The 24,526-nt window shown below is 40.4% G+C and carries 27 protein-coding genes; all 27 read left to right on the forward strand.

Annotated elements, in window-relative coordinates; translation table 11 throughout:
- Window positions 1–136: 136 nt before the first annotated feature.
- The 27 genes from topA (at window position 137) to fliQ (ending at window position 24,523) form a co-directional block, all read left to right on the forward strand.
- Window positions 137–2,212, forward strand: a complete 2,076-nt coding sequence (gene topA / locus ACQKL6_RS09245; protein ID WP_402868312.1) for a type I DNA topoisomerase — start codon at window positions 137–139, stop codon at window positions 2,210–2,212.
- A gap of 399 nt (window positions 2,213–2,611) precedes the next feature.
- The gene (trmFO, locus tag ACQKL6_RS09250) at window positions 2,612–3,934 is read left to right on the forward strand and encodes an FADH(2)-oxidizing methylenetetrahydrofolate--tRNA-(uracil(54)-C(5))-methyltransferase TrmFO (protein WP_427650985.1); all 1,323 of its coding nucleotides are present in this window, start codon (window positions 2,612–2,614) and stop codon (window positions 3,932–3,934) included.
- A gap of 60 nt (window positions 3,935–3,994) precedes the next feature.
- Window positions 3,995–4,897: a tyrosine recombinase XerC gene (xerC, locus tag ACQKL6_RS09255; RefSeq protein WP_427650986.1), complete on the forward strand. Its 903-nt coding sequence runs from the start codon at window positions 3,995–3,997 to the stop codon at window positions 4,895–4,897.
- A gap of 20 nt (window positions 4,898–4,917) precedes the next feature.
- Complete coding sequence (hslV, locus tag ACQKL6_RS09260) at window positions 4,918–5,445, forward strand: HslVU peptidase proteolytic subunit (protein WP_402868317.1); 528 nt, start codon at window positions 4,918–4,920, stop codon at window positions 5,443–5,445.
- Between the two features lie 13 nt (window positions 5,446–5,458).
- The gene (gene hslU, locus ACQKL6_RS09265; protein WP_402868319.1) at window positions 5,459–6,868 is read left to right on the forward strand and encodes an HslU--HslV peptidase ATPase subunit; all 1,410 of its coding nucleotides are present in this window, start codon (window positions 5,459–5,461) and stop codon (window positions 6,866–6,868) included.
- A gap of 107 nt (window positions 6,869–6,975) precedes the next feature.
- A complete protein-coding gene (gene codY, locus ACQKL6_RS09270) occupies window positions 6,976–7,755 on the forward strand; it encodes a GTP-sensing pleiotropic transcriptional regulator CodY (RefSeq protein WP_402868321.1) in 780 nt (259 codons plus the stop codon).
- Between the two features lie 983 nt (window positions 7,756–8,738).
- Window positions 8,739–9,134, forward strand: coding sequence for a flagellar basal body rod protein FlgB (gene flgB, locus ACQKL6_RS09275; protein ID WP_402956295.1), 396 nt, complete (start codon window positions 8,739–8,741; stop codon window positions 9,132–9,134).
- On the forward strand, window positions 9,134–9,592 hold the full coding sequence (flgC, locus tag ACQKL6_RS09280; RefSeq protein ID WP_402956297.1) for a flagellar basal body rod protein FlgC: 459 nt from the start codon (window positions 9,134–9,136) through the stop codon (window positions 9,590–9,592). Before flgB ends, flgC begins: the two co-directional genes overlap by 1 nt.
- 23 nt (window positions 9,593–9,615) lie before the next feature.
- Window positions 9,616–9,924: a flagellar hook-basal body complex protein FliE gene (fliE, locus tag ACQKL6_RS09285; protein ID WP_402956299.1), complete on the forward strand. Its 309-nt coding sequence runs from the start codon at window positions 9,616–9,618 to the stop codon at window positions 9,922–9,924.
- Between the two features lie 93 nt (window positions 9,925–10,017).
- Complete coding sequence (gene fliF / locus ACQKL6_RS09290) at window positions 10,018–11,619, forward strand: flagellar basal-body MS-ring/collar protein FliF (RefSeq protein ID WP_402987885.1); 1,602 nt, start codon at window positions 10,018–10,020, stop codon at window positions 11,617–11,619.
- Window positions 11,620–11,631: 12 nt separating this feature from the next.
- Entirely contained in the window at window positions 11,632–12,651 is a 1,020-nt protein-coding gene (gene fliG, locus ACQKL6_RS09295; RefSeq protein ID WP_402956303.1) for a flagellar motor switch protein FliG, read from the forward strand.
- Window positions 12,644–13,405 carry a flagellar assembly protein FliH gene (fliH, locus tag ACQKL6_RS09300; RefSeq protein WP_427650987.1) on the forward strand — a complete coding sequence of 254 codons (762 nt, stop codon included), beginning with the start codon at window positions 12,644–12,646 and terminating at the stop codon, window positions 13,403–13,405. The genes fliG and fliH overlap by 8 nt, the downstream gene beginning before the upstream one ends.
- 2 nt (window positions 13,406–13,407) lie before the next feature.
- On the forward strand, window positions 13,408–14,727 hold the full coding sequence (gene fliI / locus ACQKL6_RS09305) for a flagellar protein export ATPase FliI (RefSeq protein WP_402956307.1): 1,320 nt from the start codon (window positions 13,408–13,410) through the stop codon (window positions 14,725–14,727).
- Between the two features lie 2 nt (window positions 14,728–14,729).
- Window positions 14,730–15,173, forward strand: coding sequence for a flagellar export protein FliJ (fliJ, locus tag ACQKL6_RS09310; RefSeq protein WP_402868333.1), 444 nt, complete (start codon window positions 14,730–14,732; stop codon window positions 15,171–15,173).
- Window positions 15,174–15,181: 8 nt separating this feature from the next.
- Window positions 15,182–15,799, forward strand: a complete 618-nt coding sequence (locus ACQKL6_RS09315; protein ID WP_427591109.1) for a MotE family protein — start codon at window positions 15,182–15,184, stop codon at window positions 15,797–15,799.
- Between the two features lie 26 nt (window positions 15,800–15,825).
- Window positions 15,826–17,223 carry a flagellar hook-length control protein FliK gene (locus tag ACQKL6_RS09320; protein ID WP_427591111.1) on the forward strand — a complete coding sequence of 466 codons (1,398 nt, stop codon included), beginning with the start codon at window positions 15,826–15,828 and terminating at the stop codon, window positions 17,221–17,223.
- 8 nt (window positions 17,224–17,231) lie between these two features.
- Window positions 17,232–17,867 carry a flagellar hook assembly protein FlgD gene (flgD, locus tag ACQKL6_RS09325; protein ID WP_402987897.1) on the forward strand — a complete coding sequence of 212 codons (636 nt, stop codon included), beginning with the start codon at window positions 17,232–17,234 and terminating at the stop codon, window positions 17,865–17,867.
- An 11-nt stretch (window positions 17,868–17,878) separates the two neighbouring features.
- On the forward strand, window positions 17,879–18,262 hold the full coding sequence (locus ACQKL6_RS09330; protein ID WP_407407658.1) for a TIGR02530 family flagellar biosynthesis protein: 384 nt from the start codon (window positions 17,879–17,881) through the stop codon (window positions 18,260–18,262).
- A gap of 77 nt (window positions 18,263–18,339) precedes the next feature.
- Complete coding sequence (gene flgF / locus ACQKL6_RS09335; protein WP_427650988.1) at window positions 18,340–19,542, forward strand: flagellar basal-body rod protein FlgF; 1,203 nt, start codon at window positions 18,340–18,342, stop codon at window positions 19,540–19,542.
- 50 nt (window positions 19,543–19,592) lie between these two features.
- On the forward strand, window positions 19,593–19,808 hold the full coding sequence (locus ACQKL6_RS09340; RefSeq protein WP_402988021.1) for a flagellar FlbD family protein: 216 nt from the start codon (window positions 19,593–19,595) through the stop codon (window positions 19,806–19,808).
- Entirely contained in the window at window positions 19,805–20,233 is a 429-nt protein-coding gene (fliL, locus tag ACQKL6_RS09345) for a flagellar basal body-associated protein FliL (protein ID WP_427650989.1), read from the forward strand. Before ACQKL6_RS09340 ends, fliL begins: the two co-directional genes overlap by 4 nt.
- Before the next feature lie 52 nt (window positions 20,234–20,285).
- The gene (gene fliM / locus ACQKL6_RS09350) at window positions 20,286–21,284 is read left to right on the forward strand and encodes a flagellar motor switch protein FliM (RefSeq protein ID WP_402868343.1); all 999 of its coding nucleotides are present in this window, start codon (window positions 20,286–20,288) and stop codon (window positions 21,282–21,284) included.
- Window positions 21,274–22,500: a flagellar motor switch phosphatase FliY gene (gene fliY / locus ACQKL6_RS09355; protein ID WP_427650990.1), complete on the forward strand. Its 1,227-nt coding sequence runs from the start codon at window positions 21,274–21,276 to the stop codon at window positions 22,498–22,500. Before fliM ends, fliY begins: the two co-directional genes overlap by 11 nt.
- A 20-nt stretch (window positions 22,501–22,520) precedes the next feature.
- Entirely contained in the window at window positions 22,521–22,883 is a 363-nt protein-coding gene (locus ACQKL6_RS09360; protein ID WP_063231856.1) for a response regulator, read from the forward strand.
- Between the two features lie 19 nt (window positions 22,884–22,902).
- Window positions 22,903–23,577 carry a flagellar biosynthetic protein FliO gene (locus tag ACQKL6_RS09365; protein WP_427650991.1) on the forward strand — a complete coding sequence of 225 codons (675 nt, stop codon included), beginning with the start codon at window positions 22,903–22,905 and terminating at the stop codon, window positions 23,575–23,577.
- Window positions 23,574–24,239: a flagellar type III secretion system pore protein FliP gene (gene fliP / locus ACQKL6_RS09370; RefSeq protein WP_402868349.1), complete on the forward strand. Its 666-nt coding sequence runs from the start codon at window positions 23,574–23,576 to the stop codon at window positions 24,237–24,239. Before ACQKL6_RS09365 ends, fliP begins: the two co-directional genes overlap by 4 nt.
- A 14-nt stretch (window positions 24,240–24,253) precedes the next feature.
- A complete protein-coding gene (fliQ, locus tag ACQKL6_RS09375; protein WP_427650992.1) occupies window positions 24,254–24,523 on the forward strand; it encodes a flagellar biosynthesis protein FliQ in 270 nt (89 codons plus the stop codon).
- Window positions 24,524–24,526 lie beyond the last annotated feature (3 nt).

A 24,526-nucleotide genomic window follows, 5' to 3' on the forward strand; every position in this document is an offset into this window, starting at 1 on the left:
ACAGGCACCTCTTGTCAAAATATCTAAATCCTGATGAATCAGCGGGATTGGAAAAGTAAAGAGGTGTTGACAAATGATTTTTGAATGATTAATAATAGTGAAGATTTATATTACCTCTTTGAGGAGGATTTATTGGATGTCAGATTACTTAGTGATTGTGGAATCGCCCGCAAAAGCAAAGACGATAGAGCGATACTTAGGAAAGAAATATAAAGTTAAAGCTTCCATGGGTCATGTACGCGATCTACCTAAAAGTCAAACGGGTGTCGACGTTGAACATGGCTATGAACCTAAATATATAACAATCCGCGGCAAAGGCCCGGTTTTAAAAGAATTGAAAACAGCAGCAAAAAAAGCAAAAAAAATCTATCTCGCAGCTGACCCCGACAGAGAAGGTGAAGCGATTGCCTGGCATTTAGCGCATAGCCTCGACGTCGACATAAACTCGGATTGCCGTGTCGTATTCAATGAGATTACGAAAGAAGCAATCAAAGAATCATTTAAATCTCCGAGACCGATTAATATGCAATTGGTTGATGCACAGCAAGCAAGGAGGATATTGGATCGTTTGGTCGGGTACAATATTTCCCCTCTATTGTGGAAAAAAGTTAAAAAAGGCTTGAGTGCCGGACGGGTTCAATCAGTTGCAGTCCGAATGATCATAGATCGTGAAAAAGAAATCAAAGACTTCGTTCCTGAAGAGTATTGGACAATCAAGGCCGATTTTGTAAAAGGAAAAGAACAGTTTGAGGGTTCCTTTTTCAGCCTTGCGGGAGAACGTACTGAATTGAATACGGAAGAAGACGTGAAGAAGGTTCTGGATTCTTTGAGCGGTGGGGAATTTACAATCGGTACCGTGACGAAAAAGGAAAGAAAACGTAATCCAGCTGCACCATTCACAACTTCTTCCCTACAACAGGAAGCTGCGCGTAAATTGAATTTCAGGGCCAAGAAAACGATGATGCTTGCCCAGCAGCTTTACGAAGGAATTGAGCTAGGAAAAGAAGGAACAGTCGGACTGATTACTTACATGAGAACGGATTCAACCCGGATTTCCGATGTGGCTAAGCTCGAAGCGCATAACTTCATCTCAACTAGTTATGGTGAAGAGTATGTCCAGACGGAACAGCGTAAAGAGAAAAAACAGACAAATGCCCAGGATGCCCATGAAGCAGTGAGACCGACTAGCACACTGCGGGAACCAGGTTTAGTGAAAGAATTTTTATCCAGAGACCAATTCCGTTTATATAAATTGATCTGGGAACGTTTCGTTTCAAGTCAAATGTCTTCTGCTGTTATGGATACAATGAGCATCGACTTACATAACGGAGATGTCATATTCAGAGCAAATGGATCGAAAGTTAAATTTCCTGGTTTTATGAAGGTCTATGTTGAAGGAACGGATGACTCGGTGGAGGAAAAGGAGAATACCCTTCCTGATGTGAAAAAAGGTGATCAATTCTTTTCAAAAGATGTTGAGCCTAAGCAGCATTTCACGCAACCGCCGCCCCGCTATACAGAGGCACGTCTTGTTAAAACGCTGGAAGAATTAGGCATAGGTCGGCCATCCACTTATGCCCCTACTTTGGATACGATACAAAAAAGGGGTTACGTCACGCTTGATAACAAACGATTTATCCCGACCGAACTTGGTGAAATAGTCCTTGAACTAATTCGCGAATTCTTCCCATATATCCTGGATGCTGAATTCACAGCCAAGATGGAACAGGAGTTTGATGGTGTAGAGGCTGGAAGTGTTGAATGGGTTAATGTCATTGATGACTTCTACAAGGATTTTGCTGTTGATTTGGCCAAGGCAGAAGCCGAGATGGAAAAGATTGAAATTAAAGATGAACCTGCTGGCGAGGATTGTGAAGAATGCGGTCATGGAATGGTCTTCAAAATGGGGAGATACGGAAAATTCATGGCATGCAGCAATTTTCCTGACTGCCGTAACACGAAACCAATCGTCAAGGAAATCGGTGTGAAGTGCCCAAAATGTAAAGAAGGAAACATCATCGAGCGGAAAAGTAAAAAACGCCGCCTGTTTTATGGATGCGATACGTATCCAGGGTGTGATTTCATTTCATGGGATAAGCCATTGCCGCGTAATTGTCCAAAATGTGAAGGTACCCTTGTTGAGAAAAAACTTAAAAAAGGCGTACAAGTACAATGTATGGACTGTGATTTCAAAGAGGTACCTCAAGCTTAAGGAAAGGTGGGCAATCATGCCCACCTTTTTCATGTTCACCAAAAAAGGACTGACTCGGGTAGAGCTGAGTTTCTTCATATTAGGTAAGGTATGATATCATGATAAAGAGAAGGATGTTCCTCGCAGAATATATTGGAAAGGCATGAAACTTTTTAATTTTGCTCAAGTATTGTAAAATTCAGTGGACAAGTGCCTTCATTTAAAGTTATAATTCCTCTTTGTGTCCAGTTATTGTTTCTGTAAGAACACGACTTAAGGCATTTATCCAAATAGACATACTTAAAAAGTGCATCAGCAGGAATGTGCAAGATGGGGTATACATATAAACATATCGTTAAAATGAAGATTTTGTAAAAAACAATTTTGATGATAAATCTTCCTGTTTTATCATATCTATACATGGAGGTTCGAAATATGAAAGAAGCAAAAGTAAGTGTAATTGGTGCTGGGCTTGCAGGAAGTGAAGCTGCTTGGCAATTAGCTAAAAGAGGAATAAAAGTTGATTTGTACGAAATGCGTCCGGTTAAGCAAACGCCTGCACACCATACCGATAAATTCGCTGAACTTGTTTGTTCCAATTCACTTCGGGCAAATACGTTAACAAATGCTGTAGGTGTTTTAAAAGAAGAGATGCGAATATTGGATTCCGTTATTATTTCCTCAGCAGATACTTGTGCTGTTCCTGCTGGTGGTGCATTAGCCGTCGATCGTCACGAATTTGCTGACCTTGTAACGGAGAGGGTGAAAAATCATCCAAATGTGACCGTGTTCCATGAAGAAGTGACAGAGATTCCTGAGGGTCCAACCGTCATAGCTACGGGTCCATTGACTAGCCAATCTTTATCGGATAGCTTGAAGCAAATTATGGATGAAGAATATTTATATTTCTATGATGCTGCAGCTCCAATTCTTGAAAAAGAAAGCATCAATATGGATAAAGTCTATTTAAAGTCCCGCTATGATAAAGGGGAAGCTGCTTACTTGAACTGTCCGATGACCGAAGAAGAATTCGATCGGTTTTATGAAGCGCTGATTTCTGCAGAAACTGTTCCACTTAAGGAATTTGAAAAAGAAATCTTCTTCGAAGGGTGCATGCCAATAGAAGTAATGGCATCTCGTGGGAAAAAGACGATGCTATTCGGACCGTTGAAGCCGGTTGGATTGGAAGATCCAAAAACGGGTAAACGACCATTTGCTGTCGTTCAACTTCGTCAAGATGATGCAGCTGGAACCCTTTATAACATTGTTGGTTTTCAGACACATTTAAAATGGGGACCTCAAAAAGAGGTACTTCAGCTGATTCCAGGATTAGAGAATGCTGAAATTGTCCGTTATGGAGTGATGCACCGCAATACATTCATCAACTCTCCGAATGTGTTAAAGCCGACCTATCAATTCAAAAACCGGGAAGATTTATTCTTTGCCGGCCAGATGACGGGTGTGGAAGGGTATGTGGAGTCTGCCGCATCAGGACTGGTCGCCGGAATTAATGCAGCAAGACTGGTTCAAGGGATGGAACCAATCGTTTTCCCTGCTGAAACGACAATGGGGAGCATGGCAAGGTATATTACGTCCACTAACGGGAAGAGCTTCCAGCCGATGAATGCGAATTTTGGTCTCCTCCCAGATTTAGAAATCAGAATCAAGTCGAAAAAGGAACGAAATGAGGCACATGCAAATCGCGCTTTAGACACAATTCAGAACTTTGTGAAAAGTTTGTAAAATCATTTGCCTGCTGTTTTAAAGTATGATACTATTTATAAGCCTTTGCGAGGTGTTTCTATGATCAATCAAAATAAGGCGTTATCTTCCTTCATTGAATATCTACAAATAGAAAAAAATAGTTCACACTACACGATTGAAAATTACAAGCGGGATATTCACGAATTTTTCTTATTCCTGAACGAACAACGGATTACCGATGTCGCGTCAGTCGAATATATGGATGTCCGGCTATATTTGACGAATTTATATGAAAAACAACTTTCAAAGAGGACTGTAGCAAGAAAAACATCTTGTTTGCGTAGTTTTTATAAATTTCTAATGAGGGAAAGGGAAGTCAAGGATAATCCTTTTTCCCTTGCATCTTTACCCAAAAAGGAACAGAGATTGCCTCGCTTTCTGTATGAGGAAGAAGTCAATCAGTTGTTTTCTTCTTTAAAGAAAGATACCCCAATTGAAATAAGAAACGTTGCATTACTGGAATTACTGTATGCTACTGGCATTCGCGTAAGTGAGTGCTGTGAAATCAAAGTACAGGATATCGATCTCTCGCTTGGAACCGTACTGATCCATGGAAAAGGGAAGAAAGATCGGTATGTCCCGGTTGGCAGTTATGCTCAGGAAGCGTTAGATTTATACATACGTACAGCCAGGATGAAAATGACATCGTCTGACGCTAAGGCGCATGCTTATTTATTTGTTAACTTTCGCGGAGAACCCCTTACACCTAGGGGGGTCCGTTATATATTAAATGAATTGATTAAAAAGTCGGCCGCTGATGGAAATCTGCATCCCCATATGTTGAGGCATTCATTTGCCACTCACCTTTTAAATAACGGGGCAGATATACGTACGGTTCAGGAACTGCTTGGACATTCAAAAATTTCATCTACGCAAGTGTATACGCATGTAACAAAGGACCAATTAAAAAAAGTCTACAATGCATCACATCCGCGGGCTTAAAAGTTGAAAGGGGACACTTTATGACAACGATATTTGCAGTGCATCATAAAGGAGAATGTGCCATGTCCGGTGATGGGCAGGTTACTTTAGGGAATTCAGTAGTGATGAAGCATACGGCAAGAAAAGTGAGGAAAATCTTTAACGGGAATGTCCTGGCAGGTTTTGCAGGTTCTGTTGCAGACGCATTCACTCTTTTCGAAATGTTTGAAGCCAAGCTTGAGGAATACAATGGGAATCTTCAGCGTGCAGCCGTCGAAATGGCGAAGCAATGGCGGAGTGATAATGTGCTTAGAAAGCTGGAAGCAATGTTAATTGTCATGAATAAACAAGATTTGCTTCTCGTTTCCGGTACTGGAGAAGTAATTGAACCTGACGACGGGATTCTAGCCATAGGATCTGGTGGAAATTATGCTCTAGCTGCAGGCAGGGCTTTAAAGCGTTTTTCTAGTGAAAACCTATCGGCAAGGGAAATAGCCCAATCATCTTTACAAATTGCAGCGGAAATTTGTGTATTTACAAATACGAATATAATCGTGGAAGAGTTGTAAGGAGGAGCGCACAATGTCAAAGAAAACTAATTTAACACCGAGGCAAATCGTAGAGAAACTGGATCAATATATTGTAGGACAGAGTGAAGCAAAACGTGCAGTAGCGGTAGCATTGCGTAATCGATATCGTCGTTCTTTACTCTCAGAACAACTTCGTGATGAAGTTGTTCCGAAAAACATATTAATGATTGGACCGACTGGTGTTGGGAAAACAGAAATTGCTCGGAGAATGGCTAAATTGGTTGGTGCTCCTTTTGTGAAAGTGGAAGCAACGAAATTTACGGAAGTCGGTTATGTCGGCCGTGATGTAGAATCCATGGTGCGTGATTTAGTGGAGACTTCCGTCCGCCTCGTGAAGGAAGAAAAGATGGTTAGTGTCAGAGAACGGGCAGAGGAAAATGCCAATCGCCGTTTAATTGATTTATTAGTGCCATCTAATAAAAAACAGAGCAATTTCAAAAACCCTCTCGAAGCATTTTTCGGAGGAGGAACGAATCAAGCTGAACAGGATTCGAGTGACAACTCAGAAGATTTAAGCCTTCAGCAAAAAAGAAAGCTTGTGGCCAATCAGCTGGCTAAAGGCGAGTTAGAGAATGAAATGATTACAGTTGAGGTGGAAGAACAGGCCGCATCCATGTTTGATATGCTACAAGGTTCGGGAATGGAACAAATGGGGATGAATATGCAGGATGCCTTGGGAAGCTTGATGCCCAAGAAAAATAAAAAGCGTAAATTGAAAGTAAGCGAAGCACGAGTTGTCTTGACCAATGAGGAAGCGGCAAAATTAATCGACATGGATGAAGTAACATCGGATGCTGTATACGGTGCAGAGCAAAATGGGATAATATTCATCGATGAAATTGATAAGATCGCTAGCAAACAGTCGGGAAGTTCTTCAGCGGACGTTTCAAGAGAAGGTGTACAACGGGATATCCTTCCAATTGTTGAAGGGTCTACAGTTGTAACAAAATACGGATCCGTTAAAACCGATCATGTACTCTTCATTGCAGCAGGGGCTTTCCATACGGCTAAACCCTCGGATCTTATTCCTGAGCTGCAGGGCCGTTTTCCAATCCGTGTGGAATTAAACAAATTGACCGTCGAAGACTTTGTGAAAATTTTACACGAGCCGGATAATGCTCTGTTAAAGCAATATGTAGCTTTATTAGAAACAGAAGGTATAGAAATTGAATTTTCTGACGAAGCTGTAAGTAAGATAGCAGAAGTGGCTTTCGAGGTTAATCAAAACACAGATAATATTGGGGCAAGGCGCCTTCATACAATCCTGGAGCGTCTTCTAGAGGACTTATCTTTCGAAGCTCCTGACATTACGATGGAGAAGATTACAATCACTCCTCAATATGTCGAAGATAAGCTGGGCTCGATTGCCCGTAATAAAGACTTAAGCCAGTTTATCCTTTAGAATGAACCAGCGGCAATATTCATTGCCTAAGCAAATTACATCACATTACGGAAATACAACTTCATAGTCAATTGTGAACCATGGTATTTTTAGGAGGAACAAGTCAGATGAACTTATTAGCAAAAACAAGAAAAATTAATGCAATGCTCCAAAAAGCAGCAGGAAAAGCAGTTAATTTCAAAGAAATGGCAGAAAGTTTAAGTGAAGTAATCGAAGCGAATGTATTCGTCGTTAGCCGTCGCGGAAAATTACTTGGAATCGCAGTAAGCCAACAAATCGAAAATGAACGTATGTATAAAATGTTAGAAGATAAGCAATTCCCTGAAGTGTATACAAAGAATCTATTCAACATCCAAGAAACATCTTCTAACCTCGATATTGAAAGCGAATATACAGCTTTCCCAATTGAGAATAAAGAGTTGTTTTCAAATGGCCTAACTACCATCGTTCCTATCATGGGCGGGGGAGATCGTTTAGGAACATTGATTCTTGCTCGATTACAAGATAAGTTCCATGATGATGACTTAATCTTGGCGGAGTATGGAGCCACTGTTGTTGGAATGGAAATCCTTCGTGAGAAATCAGAAGAGATTGAAGAAGAGGCACGTAGTAAAGCAGTCGTTCAAATGGCTATATCTTCACTTTCTTACAGTGAATTAGAAGCTATTGAACATATCTTCGAAGAACTTAAAGGGAACGAAGGATTACTTGTTGCATCTAAAATTGCAGATAGAGTTGGTATTACTCGTTCAGTAATCGTGAATGCACTTAGAAAACTTGAAAGCGCCGGTGTTATTGAGTCACGTTCATTAGGGATGAAAGGGACGTACATCAAAGTATTGAACGATAAATTCCTTAACGAATTAGAAAAACTTAAAAATAACTAAAATTCAGCTCTAGATATAAAGCTGATAGTACCAAAGGAAAGGGTTCGGGAATTTAATTCCGGATCCTTTTTTTATCTTTAAATGTAGATGGAGAAAATTAGCATCTCGATTTCTAGCAATCTAACCAAAAAGGCACGATCTCTTAGTGGGTGAGAGATCGTGCCTTTTTGGGGTTAGGTACGAAATATAATCGTATATATATTAAATTGCACTTATTTAATATATCCTTCATCCGGTAAAACTAAGGTAGTAGTTATAAGAACATGTAGGAGGTTCAATTTATAATGAAGTTTTCCATTATAGGGTAATTGGAATCAAATTCTAATAGGCAGTATGAGGATAAAGAATCGTTTATCCAAAATACAGTATAATTTTCCTTATAAAGGGTAATTATACTGTAATAGCTATTTGAATAGACAGTCCTCTATGGTCAATAAAAGATTGTTTTCATTAATTTTAAGAATACTTTATATCTCAGGCATTTATTAATCGGAATTTCCGGGAAGTTTAATATGTGGAAAAAAGTCGAATGCTTTAATAGTTTTATATTCTTTCAAAAAAATTAGGGAGTCAGTATTTGTAAAAAATCTGATTTTTTACACGTTAATTCACCCTTTGCTGAAGCAGTATGTAGATTACCATTAAACCATTACCAATATATACCTGGTGGTTTCTATACTAATTAGTTCTAAAGTATCAGGTATATTGGTTTGTGATTCTGTATGATAAATAAGTATTTAAAGATAAAAAATGGATAAAATCATAAAATAATGTAATATAACGTCACAATTGACTAGAAATTTAAATAAAAAAGCTATAAATTTGAGCAAATTGTGACATTTTTCGACTATAATAGGTCTAAAGTCTATATATTGATTATAGACATCGTTCTTGCGTTTCTTTAAAATTAAGGATATTAAGATAATGGATTTATTTATCACATAAGTTATTATTTGCTTGGATAGAAAGAGGGGAACGACAAAATGGAGTTATTTTCAAATACCTTTCAATCACTGGAAAACGCTCTGAATTTTTCTAGTACGAAACAAAAGGTCATTTCGCAAAATATTGCTAATTCCGATACGCCGAATTATAAGGCGAAAGATGTTTCTAATACAAAGTCCTTTCGAACAGAACTTGATACGGCTATTCAATCATATCGTACCGATGACAGGCACTTTAGCTTTAAATCAAACGGCAAAGCGACTTCTTCCATTGTTACACAGAACAATGTGAATTATAACAGTAACGGGAACAGTGTGGATGTCGATAAAGAAATGACGGACCTGGCTACGAATCAAATTTATTATAATGCTGTAACGGATAGACTTTCGGGTAAATTCCAGTCATTGGAATCAGTGATTAGGGGTGGGAAGTAATGGGGATTTTTCAGAGTATTAATACGACGGGCTCAGCTTTGACTGCCCAAAGGCTTCGGATGGATGTGATTTCTGCCAATATGGCCAATGCCGATACGACTAGAGCCGAATTTGATGCGGAGTCGGGACAATGGAAACCTTATTCAAGAAAATCGGTTGTTCTGCAAAATAAGGAAGCAAGTTTTGCAAGTTTTCTAGATGCAGCAACCGGAAAAACGAACGGTACGGGTACAGGTGTAAAAGTATCAGGAATTGTTAAAGATGAAACACCATTTGAACTGGATTACAATCCAGATCACCCAGATGCAAATGAAGATGGATATGTAGAGATGCCAAACGTGGATCCACTGAGAGAAATGGTCGACTTAATGAGCGTCACTAGATCCTATGAAGCCAATGTCACTGTTTTGAATGCATCAAAGGGAATGATGATGAAGGCATTAGAAATCGGTAAATAATTTTTGATTGGAGCGTGTGCATTATGGAGGGGATTTCTCTTTCAAGCATAAGCAATATAGATAAAGCATGGAAAAGTCAGCAGACTAACACAAGTACACCATACGAAGCGCAACAAGATTTTGCGTCCGTATTAAAAGAAACTATGAATAAAGTTAACGAGGCCCAGGTATCATCGGACAGCCTTACAGCTAAGTTAGCTAACGGAGAAGACGTAGAACTTCATAATGTGATGATTGCTTCACAAAAGGCGAGCATTACGATGCAGGCTACGTTAGAGGTTCGGAATAAAGTGGTCGAAGCCTACCAGGAAATGATGAGAATGAGCATTTAACATTCATTTTAAAGACCTCATATAAAGAGAGAAAAAATGGCTAGGGGGAAAATGCCTCCTCTCATAAATTCATAGACTGACCGGGGGATTTAAATGAATGATGCACTAGTGAACTTTAAAAATAAAATAACTGGTTACTGGAGTACAAGAAGTAGAAAACAAAAGATGATAATGATTGGTTCAACGGCATTAGTCATCATCATCGTCATGGTTGCCTCATTTTTCGCAACCCGAACGACATTGGTTCCGTTATATTCCAATCTGAAACCATCCGAGACGGGTAGCATAAAAGAAAATTTAGACAGTCAAGGAATAAAAAACGAGATTGCGGATAACGGTACAACCATCAAAGTACCACAAGAAAGTGTTGATACGCTCAAAGTCGAACTAGCGGCTGAGGGAATACCTGAGTCTGGTAGCATCGATTATTCATTCTTTAGCCAGGGAGCTGGATTGGGAATGACTGAAAATGAGTTTAATGTAATTAAATTGGATACGATGCAAACAGAGTTATCCAATTTAATAAAGAAAATTGATGGAGTCGAGGACGCTAGCGTAATGATTACGCTTCCTGATAAAGGAGTCTTTGTCAGCGAATCCGCCGGTGAAGCTTCAGCATCGATTGTATTGAATACGAAATCGGGCTATAAGTTCGAGGAGAGTCAAGTCAATTCCCTATATCATCTTGTTTCGAAAAGTGTTCCCAACCTTCCTACAGATAATATCGTCATCATGAATCAAGATTTTGAGTATTATGACCTTAAAAATGAAAATTCGTCATTCGGTTCTGCTTTTCAATCTCAAAATGAGATAAAAAAAGAAATAGAACGAGATATACAAAGACAAGTGCAAAATATGCTTGGAACTATTATGGGGCGGGATAAAGTGGCCGTTTCCGTTACGACCGACATTGATTTTACTCAAGAAAATCGGGAAGAGAACCTTGTGGAGCCGGTGGATGAGGAAAATATGGCTGGAATAGAAATTTCAGCCCAAAGGATCAACGAATCGTATAGCGGGGACGCAGCTGAAAATGGGGGAATTCCCCAAAGTGAAGACTCCGCGGATTCATTGGGTTCCAGTTATGTAGAAGGTACGACAGGTTCAGGCGATTATGAAAAATCAGATGAAACTATAAATAGTGAAGTGAACCGAATCAAGAAAGAAATCGTTGAAAGTCCATATAAAGTCAAGGATTTAGGCATTCAAGTCATGGTAGAACCACCTACCGCTGATGATCCGAATTCATTATCTCAACAGAGCGTGGATGATATCACACAAATCCTAAGTACGATTATCCGAACGACGATAGATAAAAAAGCGGTAGGGGAAGAACTGACAGATGATGAATTAAATCAGAAGATTGCCATTTCCGTACAACCTTTTAATGGAAAAATGAAGATCTCAGAAGAGGAGAATGCTTCCTCACTACCGATATGGGTTTATATTGTTGGTGGAGTTCTATTGCTAGTCATTATCATTCTATTAGTCTTATTCTTCCGTTCAAGACGTCAACGGGATTTGGAAGAGGAGTATTACGAGGAAGTAGAAGAGGAAGCCCAATTCGAAGTTCCTGATTTAAATAAAGAGACGGAATCGGAGGCCTCTTTAAAAAGGAAACAGCTTGAAAAATTGGCTAAAGAGAAGCCAGATGAATTCGCAAAATTATTAAGAAGCTGGATAGCAGAAGATTAGGAGGCCATGCAAGTGATAGATCGAAAGAAAAAGGGTGGATTGACAGGTAAACAAAAGGCGGCAATCCTCCTTATCTCCTTAGGCCCGGATGTTTCTGCATCCGTATATAAGCATCTTTCAGAAGAAGAAATCGAGAGGCTGACTCTGGAGATTTCAGGAGTTAGAAGTGTCGACTCGCACGATAAGGAAGAGATTTTAGAGGAATTTCATAACATCGCTTTAGCACAGGATTATATTTCGCAAGGTGGGATAGGATACGCGAAGCAGGTTTTGGAAAAGGCGTTAGGTACCGATCAAGCTGCGGCCATCATTAACCGTTTAACTTCATCCCTGCAAGTTCGGCCTTTCGACTTTGCTCGTAAAGCAGACCCAGGGCAAATATTGAACTTTATTCAAAACGAGCACCCTCAGACGATTGCCCTGATTTTATCTTATCTTGATCCAACACAGGCCGGACAAATTTTATCAGAACTGCCTCAAGAAGTGCAGGCAGACATTGCAAGAAGGATTGCTTTGATGGATAGCACTTCGCCAGAGATTATTAATGAAGTGGAACAGATATTAGAAAGAAAACTTTCTGCAACCGTTACCCAGGACTATACACAAACCGGTGGTGTCGAAGCTGTGGTAGATGTCCTGAACGGAGTCGATCGTTCCACGGAACGAACCATTTTGGATGCTCTTGAAATTCAAGACCCTGAACTTGCAGAAGAAATCAAGAAGAGGATGTTTGTCTTTGAAGATATCGTGACCCTTGATGGTAGAGCCATTCAACGCGTGGTTCGGGAATCGGATAATGAAGATCTTAAACTTGCACTTAAAGTGGCAAGTGAGGAAGTGAAAGACATTGTATTCCGCAATATGTCCAAACGGATGGTCGAAACCTTTGAGGAAGAAATGGAATATATGGGACCTGTTCGTCTACGTGATGTAGAAGAAGCACAATCAAGAATCGTTGCTGTCATTCGCCGCCTTGAAGAAACTGGTGAAATTGTAATCGCCCGTGGCGGAGGGGATGATATTATTGTCTAGAATTATTAAATCTCATCAGGCGAAGGAAGATGAAAGTAACAAATTCACGATTAAAATCCGGCAATTTGATGTCCAGGTAACAGAAAATGATGAGGGGCAAGTCACCAATCACTTCCCACTTAATGAATTTCTTAATCAAACCATACAAGAAGCGGATGCCATATTAATAGAAGCAAAGCAGCAAGCCGAAACGATTGTCGAAGAAATTCAACAAGCAAAGGATTATTGGGAGCAAGAGGAAAAAAGAATATACATTGAACAAGCACAAAAAGAAGGATACCAACAGGGCATTGAGGATGGACTTCAAAAGGGCTATAACGAGATGGCCGGGGACATCGCTTTTGCTAAAGAAGTGGTGGAGGCATCAAAAGTTGATTATCAGCAGCATCTTGAATCCTCTGAATCAGTCATTCTAGATATAGCATTGAACGTAGCCAAAAAAATCATCGGACAGCAATTGGAGGCTAAGGAAGAAACATTCTTATCTCTCGTTAAGGGAGCGATTAAAGAAGCAAGGGAATACCGGGAAGTTCAGCTGCACATTCATCCGTCCAGATACCAATCGATTCTTTCTCACAAGGATGAACTGATTTCGATTTTTCCAAAAGAAGCGGAATTATATATTTATCCTGATGATGAATTGGATGAAGGCAGCTGTATCATAGAGTCGGAGAATGGAAGAATTGATGCAAGTGTCGATAGTCAACTACTAGAAATTAAGGCAAAACTATCCGAACTGTTGGAAGGGGAGTAAAGATGAAAGCGAGAGACCTCATACCCTATATTGATGAAGTCGATACATTTAAACACTATGGCCGAGTCAAGCGTGTCGTAGGGTTGATGATTGAATCTCAAGGCCCTGAAAGCTCTGTTGGAGACGTTTGCTATATCTATACCGGTGTTCAAAAAAAGAAAAAACCGATACTGGCTGAAGTCGTCGGTTTCCGCGATGAAATGGTTATTCTCATGCCATTTACAGCTGTGAGTGATATTTCACCAGGGTGCATCGTCGAAGGAAGTGGGCGTAGCCTTGAGATAAAAGTGGGAAGCGGATTGATTGGCCAGGTTGTCGATCCTCTGGGTTTTCCCATCGATCATTCCCTGCTTCCGAAGGGACTAGCTACGGTACCAGTCGATCAAGATCCTCCTAATCCTATGGAAAGACCACCGATTGATGAACCGATTGATGTTGGTGTCAGGGTGATAGATAGTCTACTAACAGTCGGAAAAGGGCAACGTGTCGGGATTTTCGCTGGGAGTGGAGTAGGGAAAAGTACATTGCTAGGCATGGTGGCCAGGAATACGACAGCTGACTTAAATGTTATTGGACTTGTTGGGGAACGTGGTCGGGAGGTTCGGGAGTTCATTGAGAAGGATCTTGGTCCAGAGGGATTGGCTCGTTCCATTGTGGTGGTGGCAACTTCCGATCAGCCAGCGTTGATGCGGATTAAAGGAGCAATGACAGCAACTGCAATTGCAGAATACTTTCGGGATAAGGGATTGAATGTAATGTTGATGATGGACTCTGTCACAAGGGTGGCGATGGCCCAAAGGGAAATCGGACTAGCTGTCGGTGAGCCACCTACGACAAAAGGGTATACACCATCGGTATTCGCCATTCTTCCAAGACTTTTAGAAAGAACGGGAACAAATCAACTAGGATCTATCACAGCCTTTTATACAGTTCTTGTTGATGGAGACGATATGAATGAACCAATTGCCGATGCAGTCAGGGGAATATTGGACGGGCATTTCATCTTAGACCGTAATTTGGCAAACAAGGGCCAGTATCCCGCGCTTAATGTTTTAAAGAGCATCAGCCGAGTCATGAATAACATCGTTGGAGAAAGACACAAAAAGTCGGCAGAAGAACTACGTGCAAACTTATCTACTTATATGGATTCGGAAGATTTAATTAATATAGGAGCTTATAAAAGGGGATCTTCGAAGGAAATAGATAATTCCATAAAGCGCTACCCGGAAATCATTTCATTTTTAAAGCAGGGCACTCATGAAAAGGCGCCTAAAGATATAAGTATAGGAAACCTTGTAGATTTGATGGAAAGAGGTGAGTAGCTATGATTTATCAATATAAGTTCGAAAAGATCCTTACCATAAAAGAAAAAGAAAAAAGAGATGCACTATCTAAATATAATACAGCGCTGAAAAAGTTTGAAGAAGTGGCTGGAAAACTATATAAGTTCTTGAAGAAAAAAGAGGACTTACTGGCATTCCAAGAGGAAAGGTTGAGAAATGGTTTGTCCATTCAAGAAATTCGCCATCACCAGCTGTTTATGGACAATCTTGAAAAGCTCATAAGTCTTAGCCAGGAGGAAGTCATAGAAGCTCGTTATAAAATGAATGTCCTGCAAGAAGTATTAATGGAAAGAAATATTGAAGTGAAGAAGTACGAGAAAATGAAAGAAAACGATTTTCATAAATTCTTGGATATCATCAAGGAAGATGAGAATAGACAAATGGATGAAATATCTATCAGGCAATTCTTAAGTAAAGGGCGTTAGGTGATAGAATGCGTAAAAAAGAAGAACCAACTGGATTGGATGAATTGGAAGAAAGTAAAATAAGTAAATTTCAATGGTTTCTTGTCATCTTTATCCCTTTGATTTTTGCGGTGACTGTTGCATTGATCGTTTTTACTGTAGCCGGTGTGAATGTCATGGAAAAGGCTAAGGAGCTATCAGGGAAAATCCCCTTAACTGAACTATTTGAAAAAGATGATGAAAAAGTAAAACCCACGCAAGAGATTGGTAAGGATTCAAAAAGATTGGCTAGACTAGAGACTGAAATTAAAGACAAGGAAAAAGAGATAAAGAAACTTGAAAGCATCATTGACACCCGTGATCAAGCGGTCGAAAAGGCTGAGGCAGAAAAACAGCAAATACAAACTCAATTGAATCAGCTTAAAGAAAGCCAGGATGGGAGTAAACGGGCATTCAAGGACATCATACGCACATATGAAACGATGGCTCCTAAAAAATCAGCGCCAATCATTACGGAGATGAACGATGAAGATGCCGTGAAAATCTTGGCAAGTATGAAAGCTGATACATTAGCGAAGGTCTTGGAGCAGATGACTACCGCAGATGCTGTCAGATTAACGAAGAAACTAACAGAGTCTAGTACGTAAGTCGCATGAAAGGAGGTGATTTAAACGTGAATTCGGCCATTAATTCGATGCTACCTTTGGCATCAGTGAATAAAAAAGTACAACCCAACCAGAGCCAAGGATCAAATGCCCAGTTTGGATCCGCCCTTCAATCCGCATTGACTGTAGAGACAGATTCGGACAAGACGTTGGATGCAGAATCTATCACTCTTTCGGAGGAAAAACTCACAACACTAAAGGATTTGGTGGATTTCTTGAAACAATCCAATTTAAGTGATCTTGAAGGGGGAGTAGCAGCTGAGGACTTGTTAATAAACGAGTCGTCAGGTTCGGGAGAGTTACTTTTACAGCTACTGCAAATTCTTAACGGTGATGACAAAACTAGTCTAGAGAGATTTTTTACAAGTATCGAAGAACTTGATTTAGATAGTGACCAGGAAGAGATGGCACTCGACGCTCAAAGTCTTCTCGGTGCTAATGTCATGGACCTATATACAATCCTTAAACAAGTTGCATCGTTAAGTGAAGATGAGTGGAAACAGCTCCCAATAGAGGGAACGGCAAACCTTTTAAAGCTAGTGAAAGTTCAGGAACTTCTATCAGAAACTAAAGATATGACACAGGACGAAGCATCCATCCAGAAGCAAATGAAGAACGTGCTTGATGGAATAACCGGAAAGCTTGAAAAATGGGTGTCCAATGAGCAACAGAAAAAAAGTGGAGATCTTGATTTTTCAGTTCTAGTGGATAAAGGGCAGAATAAATCTCTCGAAACGGTGAGGAATGCATTCTCTCGGATGGTAGGGGCTGATAAAGAAGGAAACAAGCAAGGTCTGGGTTTGCCAATACAGATTGTAAAGTCAGCTCACTTTAAGCTCACTCTAACGAAAAGTGGAAATTCAGGAACGCTTAGCAATGAAAAGGTTTTAAATGAAGCTATTAACCAAGGTGCAAGTGTACAGGGGCAAATCACAAAACTGGAACAGCTGGTTATGACAGCTTCCAAAGATGGACAGACGGTTAGTCAAGATGAATTCGTCAAGCGATTTGAATCCATTTTGAACAAATCAAATTTCTCAGGAACGAATGGCGTCAATAAGCTGTTAATTAGACTGAACCCTGAACACCTGGGCTCGCTCAGAATTGAATTGATCCAAAAAGATGGACTGATGACAGCAAGAATCTTAGCCACTACAGCACATGCAAAGGATATGTTGGAGAACCAAGTTCGAGGATTAAAGCAAGCCTTCAGCGGGCAGAACATTCAAATCGAAAAAATCGAAATTGTACAGGCCTTCAACTCTTTCAATGCAGAGAAATTCAGCCAGAAAGATGCAGAGGACCAAAGCAGACAACACCAAGAAAGCAAGCAGGAAAGTAACGAAGAATCAGAAAGTGAATTTACCAGTTCATTTGCTGAAGCCCTGTTAAATCTAGAAGTGTAGGTGAAGAAATGACGACGATTGATACATCACTCATGTTATCAAACTATCAAACCGAAACAAGAAAAACGGGGGATAATCTAGGAAAAGATGATTTCCTGAAGTTGTTGCTTACTCAACTGCAAAATCAAGACCCTTCAAGCCCGATGGACAACTCGGAGTTCATAGCCCAAATGGCGACTTTTTCATCTTTAGAACAGATGATGAATATCGGAACTAAAATGGACGAGTTGCTTGCATCCAATCAGCAAAATAGTTTGATGAACTATAACTCCTTTGTTGGTAAAGAAGTGACATGGCATAAACTTGACGAGGGTGATGAGAACCTTGCAATTGAAGAAGGAACAGGAATCGTGGATTCAATTCAATTTAAAGGAGATAAAGTTTATTTCCTTTTAGAAGATGGAACCAAACTTGAACCGGCGAATATTTCAGCCATGAAGCAGACGGGAACAGGCTCAAATAGCCTGACGACAGCAAGCGAGCTGATTGGTAAAAGTGTCACGTGGAATGATGAGAAAAACGGTGAGCAGTCGGCCATTGTAACATCAGTATCGATGAATAATGGCAAGCTGCAAATCGAAGTGGATGATGAAACAGGCACAAAATTATCAAGAGAGCAATTGATAAAAATAGCTGGCGCTTAAGGAGCGGAACGATGAATAAACTAGGCTTTCAAACTAATTCCGCTCAAGCGATACCACTGATGAAAACACCCTTGAGACAAAGGCAAACGGTCCAGCAAGGATTTCAACAGCACTTCAAGACAGCTGTAACAGATGTTGAAAAACTGACGATCAGTAAACACGCCCAAATGCGGATGAATCAAAGGAAAATAGAAATAAATCCCCAAACTTGGGATCTAATTGCCGATAAAGCAAGTGAGGCCAAAAAGATGGGAGTGACAGAGTCACTCATAATCACCGATAATGCGGCGCTCGTAGTCAGCACGAAAAATAACAAAGTTATCACTGTCATGGACCGAGATGAAGCATCGTCTCAAATTTTCACGAATATCAATGGAACCATATTACTGGATTAACGGGCCGGCCCTAGTATAGGAAGCCTAGACTGTGGAATGACAGAAGCAGTCGCTAATATGAAAGGGGAACGTTTAATATGCTTCGTTCAATGTACTCAGGAATCAGTGGGTTGAAAAACTTACAAACAAAATTGGATGTCATCGGGAATAATGTGGCTAATGTAAATACGTATGGTTTTAAGAAAAGCCGTGTTACTTTCAGTGATACGATGAACCAAACAATATCAGGGGCAAGTGCTGCAACGGAAAATAGAGGGGGGACCAATGCCAAACAAGTAGGTTTAGGATCTACCATCGCGACGATAGACACGATTCATAGTCAATCAAGCTTGCAAACTACTGGACGTGATCTCGACTTGGCCGTATCCGGTGACGGCTATTTCGTCGTCAAACAAGGTGACGCCTTATCGTATACACGTGCTGGAAACTTCTATTTAGATGATAATGGTACCCTCGTTAACTCGAGTGGATCCAAAGTGCAAGCCTACAAGGTTGATGCAAATGGAAAATTATCGAATACAATCGGTGATGTAGCAGTTAACGTAAATGCTGTTTTACCGGCAGTAAAGACAACTACAGTAACTGTGAGTGAGAATCTTGCAGCAGACGCTATTAAGGGTTCCGTATTTAGTCAGCAAATCAAAGTGATTGATGATAAGGGTCAAGAACAAACGAAAACGATGTATTTTCAAAAAACATCTGAACCAAATGCTACTACTGGTTCATGGGATGTATTTGTAGACAAGGAACCACCGACTGTTCCTGGTACTACAGGTTCAGGTCAATTAACTACTCTTGCTTTTGATAATAACGGTAATTACACTTCTGGTAATAAAACAGAAGCTACCATAAATTATAATTTTTCAAACCTTACCCAAGTTGCAGGAACAACAACAGCTCTTGTCAATCCAAACGGTAATAAAGAAGGAAAACTGGAAAGCTTTAACTTCGGCGCTTCAGGTGAAATTAATGGAATATACTCAAACGGGAAAATCGTGACATTGGGTCAGTTGGCCATCGCCAAGTTCTCAAACGCTTCTGGTTTAACCAAAACTGGCGGTAGCACATTCCAGGAATCGATTAACTCAGGAACGGCGAACATCGGTGTAGCTGGGGATGGCCGCGGAACAATTGCATCCGGGTCATTGGAAATGTCCAACGTCGATTTATCCGAAGAGTTCACGGAGATGATTGTTGCTCAGCGTGGTTTCCAGTCGAATTCGCGGATCATCACGACGTCTGATGAAATTCTGCAAGAACTGGTTAACTTAAAACGATAGTTTAAGGGAGGGAGGAGCCAGGTGCTGATTTGCTCTGGCTCCTACATATTATTATTAAAGTGACAAGGCTGAATGGCAAGAGATTTCATATTAATGCATTGTACATAGATACGGTCGAATCGCTGCCGGATACGACCATTACTTTTACAAATGGCAAGAAGATTGTAGTACTTGAGAAAGAAGAGGAATTGATTCAGGCTATCATTCAATTCTACCGTTCCGTTAACGTTCTTGGATTTCAAAAAGATGGGGAGGGAAGCGTATGAAAAAAAAGCTATTGACGATTATATTGATTATGCTTGTGGCGATAACCCTGGTTGGCGTCATAGCAGTAGTGGTTGTTACGAAGTTATCTGACCCCACATCAGCAGAGGACAAGCCAAGTATAGATGAAATTGTTAAATCTTCTGTAGAAATTCCGGAGATTACGACGAATCTAGCGGGCAATGATTATATTAAAATATCATTTATGGTCCAGACAGATAGTAAAAAGGCTAAAGAAGAACTCGAAAAAAGGAATTTTCAAGTGAAAAATATCATTATAACCGAGCTTTCCGAAATGAAGGCAACAGAATTGACAGGTAAAAAGGGCAAGGAAAAACTTCAGAATACATTACAGACTAAAATTAATGAATTAATGGAAGAAGGAAAAGTTGAAAAGGTTTATATAACCTCCTCGATCCTTCAATAAGAACATCCTGACTTCATTAAATAAGAAGGGGAAGTTTTGGAGGTGAATGCTAATGTCCGGGGAAATATTATCGCAAAATGAAATTGATGCACTACTATCAGCGATTTCTACAGGAGAAATGGATGCAGATGATTTAAAGAAAGAAGAAATAGAAAAAAGGGTGAAAGTGTACGACTTCAAGAGAGCGCTCCGGTTCTCGAAAGACCAAATCAGGAGTTTGACACGCATCCATGACAATTTCGCAAGGTTATTGACAACCTACTTTTCAGCGCAGCTAAGAACCTATGTTCAAATTTCGGTCGCTTCCGCTGACCAAATCCCTTATGAAGAATTTATACGGTCCATCCCCAAAATGACGATTTTGAATGTATTCGAGGTCCCACCTTTGGATGGTCGCATCATACTGGAGGTCAACCCGAATATTGCGTATTCCATGATGGACCGGGTGTTGGGGGGCAGGGGCGTCAGTGCAAATAAAGTCGACAGTCTAACGGAAATCGAAACGAAAATCATGTCAAACCTCTTTGAGAAGGCTTTTGAGAATTTACAGGAAGCCTGGGAGACGATTGTCGAAATCGAACCGGTGATGACGGAATTCGAAGTGAATCCGCAGTTCTTACAGCTAGTTTCACCCAATGACACAGTGGTGGTCATCTCGTTGAATACCCAGATTGGTGAAACAAGCGGAATGATCAATATATGTATACCGCACGTCGTTTTAGAACCGATTATACCAAAGTTATCTGCTCATTACTGGATGGAAACTTCCCAAAAAGAAAGACTGCCTGAGGAAATCAAGGTCTTGGAAACGCGTATCAGGAATTCAGACCTCCCAATCATTTCCGAACTTGGAACCACTGATATTACCATACAGGATTTTCTGCTTCTTGATGTAGGTGATGTTATCGATTTAAATCAGGCAATCGATCAACCTTTATTAATTAAAGTTGGAGGAATTCCAAAATATAGTGGGCAACCAGGCAAAGTAGGTAAAAAACATGCCATCCAGATTCTTGATATTTTGAAAGGGGGAGACGAAGATGGTAAGTGACGAAATGCTTTCACAAGACGAAATAGATGCCCTTTTAAAAGGTACAGACGATACAGATGAAGAGGTAAGCTCGCTTCCCATTGCTGATTATTTATCAGCAATGGAACTGGATGCACTCGGTGAAATCGGGAATATCTCTTTCGGAAGCTCAGCAACTGCATTATCCACCTTATTGAACCAAAAGGTGGATATCACGACTCCGACTGTTACCATCATTGAAAAAGGTAAAATAGCAGAGGAGTTTCCACAGCCATATGTGGCCATCCAAGTAAGGTATACGGAGGGGTTTTCCGGTATCAATATGCTTGTCATCAAGCAAAGTGATGCAGCCATCATCGCCGATTTGATGTTGGGTGGTGATGGATTAAGTCCTTCGGATATGCTAGGGGAAATCCAATTAAGTGCGGTCCAGGAAGCAATGAATCAAATGATGGGGTCCGCCGCTACGTCAATGTCGACCATTTTCAGCAAAAAGGTTGATATTTCTCCACCTAGCATAGATTTACTCAATTTTTTGAACGGCGAAGGCGAGGACGCCATCCCGAACGAAGATCTATTTGCAAAAATTTCGTTCCGGCTGCGCGTCGGTGATTTAATTGATTCAAGCATCATGCAGTTATTGCCTTTAGAGTTCGCTAAGGGGTTGGTCGATGAACTATTGAATGGTACCGGAGATAGTGAACCTGCCGAAATTCCAAAAGCGATGGAACAGGTGGCCATAAATCAGCCGCAGAGCATTCCGACACAAGCGACTGTTCAATCACAGATGCCCATTACGAACCAATCAGTCCATGATCCATATGGACAAATGCCTTATCAGGCACAACAACAGACTTATCAAATGCCTAATGAACCTCAGCATTTTGGTTCACCAAGTGCATCCAATGGTAAGCCTGTAAATATCCAACCAGCTAGTTTCACAAGTTTTCAGCCTTATCAACTTCAAGAATCGGAAACGAAGAACCTCAGCATGCTGATGGACATTCCACTTCAAGTAACGGTAGAACTTGGCAGGACAAAGCGTTCGGTCAAGGAAATCCTGGAGTTGTCATCCGGTTCTATCATTGAATTGGATAAACTGGCTGGGGAACCTGTTGATATTCTTGTAAACAGCCGGTTAATCGCAAAGGGTGAAGTTGTTGTCATTGATGAAAACTTTGGAGTTCGAGTTACTGATATTATGAGTCAGAGCGACCGATTAAAAAAAATTAGATAAAATTTGGGGGAAGAAACAAAATGGCAAATAGAATATTAATTGTAGACGATGCAGCATTTATGAGAATGATGATCAAGGACATTCTTTCTAAAAATGGCTTTGAGATTGTCGGGGAAGCGGCAGATGGAGCCCAAGCAGTTGAGAAATATAAAGAAACACACCCGGATCTTGTAACGATGGATATAACGATGCCTGAAATGGATGGAATTACCGCATTAAAGGAAATTAAAAAGGTAAATCCTCAAGCCAAGGTCATCATGTGCTCTGCAATGGGCCAACAAGCAATGGTCATTGATGCCATCCAAGCGGGAGCCAAAGACTTCATTGTAAAACCGTTCCAAGCGGATCGCGTATTGGAAGCCATAAATAAAGCACTAAGCTAACTAAGAGGGTGTCTTCATATTGTTTGCTTTTAAAAAATGGCTTCAAGTTTCACTAGCGCTAGTCATTTTGTTTTGCGGGGCCATTCAGGTCCATGCACAAGATCAGGATGACACAGTAAAGAATTTTTTTGAGCCAGAAAATTCAAAAACGGATAAAACTGATAAATCAAAAGAATCCCTTTCTACCGATTCCCAATCTACCGATGAAGCAACGAATCCTGAAAAAGTGGGGATTACTGGATGGGAGTTCCTCAGGATGATTCTTGCGACCATTTTTGTGGTCGTGCTGCTCTATATAGTTTTAAGATTTGTAGGAAAGAAAAGCAAAACGTATCAAAAAGCCAATTCGGTTGAGAATCTGGGAGGTACGAGTCTCGGGGCAAACCGATCCGTACAGCTTGTAAAAGTCGGAGGAAGGATTCTAGTCGTAGGCGTTGGTGAAAACATCCAACTTTTAAAGGAAATAGATGATCCAAAAGAATATGAACAGCTGATAGAAGATTACAATGGGAAAATGGACCAGATGATCCAGCCAAGAGATTTTGTGGCAAAAATGAAAGGCAAATGGCTGAAAAAGGATGAAACAGAGACTAATAGTTTTTCCTCGGAGTTCAAAAATCAGCTCGAGAAAATGTCTAAAAGCAGGAAGAAGCTGTTAAAAGAACTTGATAGGAAAGGAAGAGACAAAGAATGAATGAGTTCATGGAGTTCTTTAACAACAGTGATCCCACTAGCGTCTCTACTTCCGTCAAGTTAGTTCTTTTGCTAACCGTTTTATCTCTTGCTCCTAGTATATTGATTTTAATGACGTGTTTTACGAGGATCATCATCGTACTCAGTTTTGTCAGGACTTCGCTGGCGACGCAACAGATGCCGCCGAACCAGGTACTGGTCGGCTTGGCTCTTTTCATGACTTTTTTCATCATGGCTCCCACTTTCCAGGAAGTGAATGAGAAGGCATTGACTCCTTTATTTAATGAAGAAATTGATTTGGAAGAGGCGTATGAGCAAGCAGCGATTCCTTTTAAGGAATTTATGAGCGCTCATACGAGACAGAAAGACCTGGCCTTATTTCTTGACTATGCCCAGGTAGAACAGCCAAAAACGATACAGGATATCCCCTTGACTGCTTTTGTTCCAGCATTTGCAATCAGTGAAATTAAAACGGCCTTTCAAATAGGATTCATGATTTTCATTCCATTTTTAGTGATAGATATGGTTATTGCCAGCGTCCTGATGTCAATGGGGATGATGATGTTACCGCCGGTCATGATTTCCCTCCCATTCAAGATCCTTCTCTTCATTCTTGTTGATGGTTGGTATTTAGTAGTGAAGTCATTATTACAGAGTTTTTAAGCAGGTGAGAAAAGATGAGTGCAGATTATGTGATTGATGTAGCAGAAAAAGGGATTTATATGGTGTTGATTATTGCGGGTCCGTTGATGTTGATAGCTCTTGTGGTCGGGTTATTAGTAAGTATCTTTCAGGCAACCACTCAGATTCAGGAGCAAACATTGGCCTTCGTTCCGAAAATTGTGGCTGTTTTATTGGCGCTTATTTTTTTGGCCCCATGGATGCTCAGTCATCTATTATCGTACGCCAATGATATATTCGGTAATTTGAATCGATTTGTAGGTTAGGGC

The sequence above is a fragment of the Peribacillus sp. NPDC097197 genome, from assembly GCF_050278025.1.
Taxonomy (GTDB): domain Bacteria; phylum Bacillota; class Bacilli; order Bacillales; family DSM-1321; genus Peribacillus.

Coding starts and splice junctions, on each gene's coding strand:
- topA (WP_402868312.1), top strand. CDS start 137: ATGTCAGATTACTTAGTGATTGTGGAATCGCCCGCAAAAGCAAAGACG.
- trmFO (WP_427650985.1), top strand. CDS start 2,612: ATGGAGGTTCGAAATATGAAAGAAGCAAAAGTAAGTGTAATTGGTGCT.
- xerC (WP_427650986.1), top strand. CDS start 3,995: ATGATCAATCAAAATAAGGCGTTATCTTCCTTCATTGAATATCTACAA.
- hslV (WP_402868317.1), top strand. CDS start 4,918: ATGACAACGATATTTGCAGTGCATCATAAAGGAGAATGTGCCATGTCC.
- hslU (WP_402868319.1), top strand. CDS start 5,459: ATGTCAAAGAAAACTAATTTAACACCGAGGCAAATCGTAGAGAAACTG.
- codY (WP_402868321.1), top strand. CDS start 6,976: ATGAACTTATTAGCAAAAACAAGAAAAATTAATGCAATGCTCCAAAAA.
- flgB (WP_402956295.1), top strand. CDS start 8,739: ATGGAGTTATTTTCAAATACCTTTCAATCACTGGAAAACGCTCTGAAT.
- flgC (WP_402956297.1), top strand. CDS start 9,134: ATGGGGATTTTTCAGAGTATTAATACGACGGGCTCAGCTTTGACTGCC.
- fliE (WP_402956299.1), top strand. CDS start 9,616: ATGGAGGGGATTTCTCTTTCAAGCATAAGCAATATAGATAAAGCATGG.
- fliF (WP_402987885.1), top strand. CDS start 10,018: ATGAATGATGCACTAGTGAACTTTAAAAATAAAATAACTGGTTACTGG.
- fliI (WP_402956307.1), top strand. CDS start 13,408: ATGAAAGCGAGAGACCTCATACCCTATATTGATGAAGTCGATACATTT.
- fliJ (WP_402868333.1), top strand. CDS start 14,730: ATGATTTATCAATATAAGTTCGAAAAGATCCTTACCATAAAAGAAAAA.
- ACQKL6_RS09315 (WP_427591109.1), top strand. CDS start 15,182: ATGCGTAAAAAAGAAGAACCAACTGGATTGGATGAATTGGAAGAAAGT.
- flgD (WP_402987897.1), top strand. CDS start 17,232: ATGACGACGATTGATACATCACTCATGTTATCAAACTATCAAACCGAA.
- ACQKL6_RS09330 (WP_407407658.1), top strand. CDS start 17,879: ATGAATAAACTAGGCTTTCAAACTAATTCCGCTCAAGCGATACCACTG.
- flgF (WP_427650988.1), top strand. CDS start 18,340: ATGCTTCGTTCAATGTACTCAGGAATCAGTGGGTTGAAAAACTTACAA.
- fliL (WP_427650989.1), top strand. CDS start 19,805: ATGAAAAAAAAGCTATTGACGATTATATTGATTATGCTTGTGGCGATA.
- fliM (WP_402868343.1), top strand. CDS start 20,286: ATGTCCGGGGAAATATTATCGCAAAATGAAATTGATGCACTACTATCA.
- fliY (WP_427650990.1), top strand. CDS start 21,274: ATGGTAAGTGACGAAATGCTTTCACAAGACGAAATAGATGCCCTTTTA.
- ACQKL6_RS09360 (WP_063231856.1), top strand. CDS start 22,521: ATGGCAAATAGAATATTAATTGTAGACGATGCAGCATTTATGAGAATG.
- fliP (WP_402868349.1), top strand. CDS start 23,574: ATGAATGAGTTCATGGAGTTCTTTAACAACAGTGATCCCACTAGCGTC.
- fliQ (WP_427650992.1), top strand. CDS start 24,254: ATGAGTGCAGATTATGTGATTGATGTAGCAGAAAAAGGGATTTATATG.